Source organism: Streptomyces sp. ID05-39B (assembly GCF_033794725.1).
Lineage (GTDB): Bacteria > Actinomycetota > Actinomycetes > Streptomycetales > Streptomycetaceae > Streptomyces > Streptomyces bobili.
In genome coordinates this window covers 1-6,692 of record NZ_JARGEF010000340.1, presented here as the reverse complement: position 1 = coordinate 6,692, position 6,692 = coordinate 1, and the positions used below count along the sequence as shown (strand labels likewise).

Sequence of the window (6,692 nt, the reverse complement as noted above, 5' to 3'; positions counted from 1 at the left end):
ATCATGCTGTAGGCGGTCAGCAGGCCGAGCGCGGCGTTCCGCGTCGGTGGGTCGGCGGGGCCATCAGCGAGGGTGGTGGGGATGTGTTCGGGGGCGTACCAGGCGAGGGTGCGCAGGAGGTCGGCGGCCTGGGGCTGGAGGTGGGTGATGCGGTCGAGGGTGATGTTCCAGATGCGGGCGATGGTGCGTTCGGCGGGGGTGGTGGCCGCGCCGTGGCGGTACATCGCCGCCGGGTGCTGGGCGAGCAGGTCGAGGTACATGCGGGGGGTGGTGAGCGGGTTCTGTGCGAGGTAGGCGGCGGCCTGCTCGATCGCGAGGGGAAGGTGGCCGAGTTCGTCGCACAGGTCGGCGGCGCCGTCCAGGTCACGTCCGGGGTGCTGGGTGGTGGCGGTGCGGGCGAGCAGAGCGAGGGACTCGGCTGGTTCGAGCACGTCGAGGCGGACCAGCGTGGCAGCGTCGTTCCAGGCGGTGGCGAGTCGGCTGGTGATCAGGAACCGGCCGCCGGGGGTGCGGGCGATCAGGGGGGCGATGTCGGCGGGGTCGTTGACGTTGTCCAGAACGATCAGCCAGCCGGTGTGGCTGGCCAGCCATTGCAGGGCCCATTCGGTGAGTTCCTTGTCTGGCAGGGCCCGGGCCAGGGCGGGCTGCAGGGCGGTGGCGAGGTGGGCCAGGCCCTGCTGGACGGCGGCTGGGCTGTCGGCGGTGATCCACCGGATCGGGGCGTGGCCGTGGGGGCGGGTGGCGGCCCAGTGGGCGGCCAGGGTGCTCTTACCGATCCCGCCGAGCCCGTGCACGGCCTGGACCAGGGCTGTGCCGGGTGCGGCGAGGGCGGCGTCGAGGCGGTCGAGTTCGTGGCCGCGTCCCACGAAGTGCCCCGGCCGGTGGGGCAGGTCGTCCAGGCCCGCGGGGGCGTCCACCCCGGCGGGCGGCCGCAGTGCTTCGGAAGGCAGGTGCACGGTGGAGGTGTAGATGCCGGAGTTGGCGATCCCTCCGCCGGTGGCGGTCGCGTTCCCGCTGTGGAGCACCTCCTGCCGGGTGCTCCCGGGGCCGGGGGCCGGGGGCTGCCGGGCGTCGTCGGTGCCCGGCGGTACGTCGTTGTCGCTGACCGTGCTCGTCGGCGAGGTCGCGGTGTCCTTGCGCCACGGCCATCTGACCATGCCGGCCCCCTGGATTCTCTTGATCAGTCTGATGGTGTCGGGGCGGGTTATTCGTTGACGATGCCGCTGACGGCGCTGGAGCCCGTCCCGGTGGCCTCCGCGTCCCCGGTGTTCACCGCCCGGGCCGGGCCCGGGCGGCCGCCGCCGGTGTTCTTGATTCCGGTGACCGCGCGGCCCCCGTCGCGGGCCACTGCCTTGCCCGTCGCGACGGCTGTATCCCCGGCCGAAGCTGCGACGAACGCCAGCAGTTCGCGCAGTTCCCCGGCCGCGCGCTCCCGCCCGGGATCGTCGAGATTCTCCAGCAGGGTCTCGAACCGCCCGGCCCACACGCCTTCCTGCCGCAGCCGTTGTGCGGCGACGTCGGCCGAGGCGCCCGGGGTCAGGACGCGCGCGGTGTGGTCCAGGCGTTCGAGCTCGGTCCCGGCCCGCGCGGCGTCACCGCGGCCGAAGATTTCCCCGACCCGGTGCCGCAGTCCGTTCCACGCATCGGTGCCCGCGGCCTGGACCACCGCGCCGCCACCTGCCGCCGCCAGCGCCGTCAATGTCTCCACCAGCATGCCCCACCCCTTGTTTTCGTAGCCGCGGACCGGTTGCCCGCCGCCGCTCCGGCACCGGGAACCACATACCGTTCACCCATCAACACGTCTAATATCCGCAGGGAGTTCCCACTGCGTGCTCGTCGCGGTCGGCTCCCTGCCTGGCGCAGCCCGTGCCGACCCGCCGTCCTCCGGCCCGTTCATGTGACTTATGGTGAGCGCCGTCACAGCACCGGAAGAGACGGGAAAGGGTGGGGCCGGTGGCGTTCCTGACCGACCAACAACGCCGCAGCTACGGCACCTTCACTGCTATACCGGATGACGGGCAGCCGGCTGTGTACTTCCTGCTGGACCGCGACGCGCGGCGGCAGGTGATGGCCTGCCGGGGCGCGAGGTCGCAGCTCGGCTACGCCGTCCAGCTCGGCATCGTGCGGTTCTTGGGCACCTTCCTGGACAACCCCGAACACGCGCCCGCCGAGGTCGTTGCGTACGGCGCTGGCCAGCTTGGCCACTCCCCGTCGGTGCTCGCCGGGTACGGCGCCGAGCGCACCCGCTGGGACCACCGAGGCGCATCAAGGACGCCTACGGCTACCGGGACCTGAAGGGCGACGCCTGGTGGAAGCTGGCCCGCTGGCTGTGGGACCGCTGCTGGTCGGGCAACGAGCGCCCCATCGCCCTTTTCGACCTCGCCACCCTGCACCTGGTCGAGAACAAGGTGCTGCTGCCCGCCACCGTCCTCGAACGCATGGTCATCTCCATCCGCGAGTACACCAACCGCAAGACCTGGCGCACCCTGGCCGCCAAGCCCACCGCCGAACAGCGGACCACCCTGACCGCACTGTTGCCGGTCGAGGAAAGCCGCCGTACCTCCAGGCTGGACCGGCTGCGCCGTTCCCCACGTGACATCACCGGGCCCGGCGCGGTCAAGGCCATTGATCGGTGCATCGAGCTGAACAAGCTCGGCGCCGACGGCTGGGACCTGTCCGCCATCCCCGCCGGCCGTCTGCACGCGCTGTCCCGCTACGCCTCCTGGGTGCGCGCCCGCGCGGTCGCCGATCTCGCCGAGCCCCGGCGGACGGCCACCCTGGTGGCGTTCGCCGCCGCGATGCGCACCCGCGCCGCGGACGAGGCGATCGAGGTCTTCGACATGCTGATGTCCGACCTCGCCCGTACCTCCGCGCATCTGGCCGCCAAGCAGCGCATGCGCACCCTGGGCGACCTCGATGCCGCAGCCTGGGCCTGTCCGAAAAACCCGGCCTCGACCTGAACCGCTGGTAGCGAACTCGACGACGACTACCAGCGCCTGGCCGCTGGCCTCGCCGACAACCCGCACGTACGCATCGAGCAGCGCACCGAGAACGGCAAACTGCGCGACCACCTCGTCCTCACCGGCCTGGACAAGCTCACCGAACCAGCCAGCCTCAAAACCTGCGCGAGGCCGTCGACGCGCGCATCCCCACCGTCGACCTCCCCGAACTCCTCCTCGAAGTCCACGCCTGGACCGGGTTCCTGAACCACTTCCACCACGTCTCCGAGGCCGGCAGCCGCGCCGGACATCTCATCGTCTCGCTGGCAGCCGTCATCGTGGCCGAGGCATGCAACATCGGGATCCAGGCGATGGTTTCCGAGGTCGAGCCCGGCCGCTCCCGCGACCAAATGTTCTGGGTCGAGCAGAACTACCTGCGCGCCGAAACCCTCCGCCTCGCCAACGCCGTCCTGGTCGACCACCAGGCCACCCTGCCCATCGTCGGGCACTGGGGCGTCGGCGAACTCGCCTCCGCCGACGGCCTGCGCTTCGCCACCCCACTGCGAGTCCTCAACTCCGGGCCCAACCCGAAGTACTTCGCCGCCCGCGGCATCACGCTCTACAACTATCTCTCCGACCAGTACAGCGGCTTCAACCACATAGTCATCCCCGGCACCCGCCGCGACAGCCTCTACCTACTCGACGGCATCCTCGACCAGCCCACCTCGCTGAACCCCACCGAAATCGCCACGGACACCGCAGGCGCCTCCGAAATGATCTTCGGGCTGCTCCGGCTCCTCGGCTACCAGTTCTCCCCACGCCTCGCGGACGCCGGACACACACTGCTCTACCGCGCAGACCCGGCCGCCGACTACGGCCCGCTCAACCCGCTCACCACCGGCCGCATCCGCAAGCGCACCATCACCGAGAACTGGGACGACCTGCTGCGCCTGGCGGGCTCCCTGCGCGAAGGCACCGTCCGCGCCTCCCAAATCCTGCCCGTCCTCGCAGGACAAGGTCGCCCCAGCCCGCTCGGCCGCGCGGTCATGCAGATCGGCCACCTCGACCGCTCCGCTTTCCTCGCCCGCTACTACCACAGCGAACTCTTCCGCCGGAAGATCAACACCCAACTCAACCGGCAGGAATCCCGCCACAAACTCGCCCGCCGCATTTTCTACGGCCAGAAAGGCGAACTGCGACAAAAGTACAAAGAGGGACAGGAAGATCAGCTATCGGCACTGGGACTCACCCTCAATGCCTGCATTCTGTGGAACTCGGTGTATCTCCAGGAGGCCGTCAACCAGCTCCGCGCCGAGGGCCGTCACATCTCCGACGCCGACCTCGTCCGCCTCTCCCCGCTCGGCCACGACCACATCCGCATGATCGGCCGCTACCACTTCCGACTCTCGCCCGAACTCGCCGCCGGCAAGCTCCGCCCCCTGCGCACCACGCGCGAGACGGTCATCAGCTGACCGGCGGCGCACCCCGGTCCCTCTCGGCCAGCACCGCACCTGCTCATGCGAGACCCCGCAAAACGCCCCGATCCGCCGCAGCCCTCACCCTCATCAGAGGCCGCCGCCATCGCCTCCACCCGGGCTTCGTCCAACGCGCCCACCAGTGCGCTCCGCAGCTCTTCCAGCAGACGCATCCGCAACGCCGGGGCCAGCCCGTCCAGCTGCTGACAGAAGCGCTCCACATCCGAGCGCAGGAACCCCACCCGGGGGTCACTCACCTCATCCACACGCCACAGCGAACAACCAGCTCAACCCAGGCGTCAAATCATGTGACACCAAACTGCGCTCTCTGCATGGCTCCTACTCGACCCCCGGATACAGCGCATCATCCAGCCGGGGACCCGGAGCCCTCGGTCCCTCGTGTTCAGCCCGGACGGGCACATGCTGGCCACCAGCAGCAACAGATCCGTGCAGACCTGGGATGCACGCACCGGCCAGCTTCTGGACAGCTTCAGCGCCAGCAGTGCGGTGGCATCGCTGGGCTTCAGCTCCGATGGACGCATCCTGGCTGTAAGCCGCGCTGGAGGAGTCCAGTAGCGCTGTGGGCACTCCGAGGGAAGCGCCCGCCTGCGGCAGTTCCCCAGCGTGGCGCCGTATCTGTTTTCGGGTCCCTACGGTCCCTTGAGTCTCTGAGGGCAGAGCCGCGTCAGCCAGGAATGTCCTTCATGGGAGTGCCTGAAGGGACTGTGTCGTATGTAGGAGGCTCATAATTGGAGTTCTTGGTCCCTACAGTCCCTCCCGGCTGCCACATCTAGCTCCTGACCTGCGCGGATGTGCAGGGAGTTGAAGAAGGGTTCAGGCCCTTGCCATCTGGCTTGGGCCCTCCCGGAGCGTGGAGGGCGCCGTAAGGGCTGGCGGCGTTCCCGTCCGGGCTGCACACCACTGTTTTGGGTGAGCGGATCGGCAGAGTGATTCTGACTTGGCCGGTGGCCAGGTCCCAGAAAACTGCGACCGCTCCCCGGCCAGAGGTCCTACACTCTCTTCCGAAAGCCAGTCCCTACAGTCCCTACAGTCCCTGACTTCAGTTCGCGGCCCGCCCCGGGCCAGGCCTCTCACAGGGACTGACGGACAAGACCCCGCCGAAGGACAGATTACGTGCCAGGCCCCGACGTGATGAGAGAGCCCGCTGCTGCCCAGCAGACCTCCACATCCCACGTTGTGGCCCGCTGGTGCGCCGAGCAGGGCTGGCCGGTCCACCCCCTCGCGCCCGGCCGTAAGACGCCAACCGCCAACTGCCAGGCGTGCAAGGACAAGCACCACTCCCCGGCCGGGTGCGCATGTATCCCTGCCGGCCGTCCTTGCCACGGATTCCACGCTGCGACGACCAGCGCGACGCGTATCAACGCCTGGTGGTCGCAACGGCCTTCCTGCGGAGTCGGCGTTGCCTGCGGGGGAGCCGACCTGATCGTCATCGATATCGACGCCCATTCCGCACCGGTCCCGACCGCGGCCGGCTCCTGCCCGGTATCCCCATTCACGACTCCGTGAACCTGCACGGCCTGGCGTCCGGCTTCGACACCCTGGCGCTCCTGGCAGCACTGCGCGGCCAGCCCAGCCCGGCGCAGGACGACAGCACGCTGCGTGTACGTACCCCCTCCGGGGGCCTTCACGTCTGGTACCGCAACCCTCACCCGGCCACCCGGTTCCGCTGCTCGACAGGATCCAGCCCAAAGGTTGCGCTGGCCTGGCAGGTCGATGTCGGGGCCGACGGAGGCTACATCGTTGCCCCCACCACCCGCACCGCTGACGGCACTTACCTACGGGAAGGACCGTCCCACCTGCCCGCGCCGCTGCCTGAATGGCTGGGCGAAGAACTCGTACGGACCGGGCACACGATCCGCAGGCCACCGGTCTCCTCACGGCCCGCGAATGCCTCCAGCGGTCGTACCCGGACTCCCGCGCGGGCGCAACGCGTCCTGGACCCGCTGCTGCTGGAGGTCGCCCAGTGCGCGGCCACGTCCGAGGGCGCCGCCTTCACCGAGAAGCTCAACAAGGCCGCCTACACAGCCGGAGGGCTGGCGGCCGCCGGACACCTTGACGAACCTGCCGCGCGCACCCTGCTGCGCGAGGCCGCCGAGACCGCGCGCCCCTGGCAGAGCGCCCGCAACGAACGCATCATCGACGACGCCCTCGCCGCCGGTGGCTTGCGGGAGGCGGGCCGTACGTCTTGCGAAAGCCTGACGCAGTCGTGACGCCCTGTCCTCTGTGTCCTACGGGCCGACCCGGTTTGTCTGTGGTC

General features: G+C 69.7%; 4 protein-coding genes and 3 pseudogenes. 5 read left to right on the top strand and 2 right to left on the bottom strand.

What is annotated here, in order from left to right; translation table 11 throughout:
* Both P1P75_RS38300 and P1P75_RS38295 read right to left on the bottom strand, forming a co-directional pair.
* On the bottom strand, positions 1-1,157 hold a 1,157-nt coding region (locus tag P1P75_RS38300), incomplete at its 3' end, for an NB-ARC domain-containing protein (RefSeq protein ID WP_319264103.1).
* A 47-nt stretch (positions 1,158-1,204) separates the two neighbouring features.
* Entirely contained in the window at positions 1,205-1,714 is a 510-nt protein-coding gene (locus P1P75_RS38295; protein ID WP_319264102.1) for a hypothetical protein, read from the bottom strand.
* A 230-nt stretch (positions 1,715-1,944) separates the two neighbouring features.
* On the opposite strand from P1P75_RS38295, the pseudogene P1P75_RS38290 reads away from it, so the two are divergent.
* The 5 genes and pseudogenes from P1P75_RS38290 to P1P75_RS38275 form a co-directional block, all read left to right on the top strand.
* Positions 1,945-2,390 (top strand): annotated as a pseudogene (locus P1P75_RS38290) (DUF4158 domain-containing protein); the annotation flags it as partial.
* 18 nt (positions 2,391-2,408) lie between these two features.
* Positions 2,409-2,960: a hypothetical protein gene (locus P1P75_RS38285; RefSeq protein ID WP_319264099.1), complete on the top strand. Its 552-nt coding sequence runs from the start codon at positions 2,409-2,411 to the stop codon at positions 2,958-2,960.
* Between the two features lie 152 nt (positions 2,961-3,112).
* Positions 3,113-4,411: pseudogene (locus tag P1P75_RS38280) on the top strand (Tn3 family transposase); the annotation flags it as partial.
* A gap of 402 nt (positions 4,412-4,813) precedes the next feature.
* The gene (locus P1P75_RS42110) at positions 4,814-4,990 is read left to right on the top strand and encodes a hypothetical protein (RefSeq protein ID WP_369076355.1); all 177 of its coding nucleotides are present in this window, start codon (positions 4,814-4,816) and stop codon (positions 4,988-4,990) included.
* 621 nt (positions 4,991-5,611) lie between these two features.
* A pseudogene (locus P1P75_RS38275) lies at positions 5,612-6,645 on the top strand (bifunctional DNA primase/polymerase).
* Positions 6,646-6,692 lie beyond the last annotated feature (47 nt).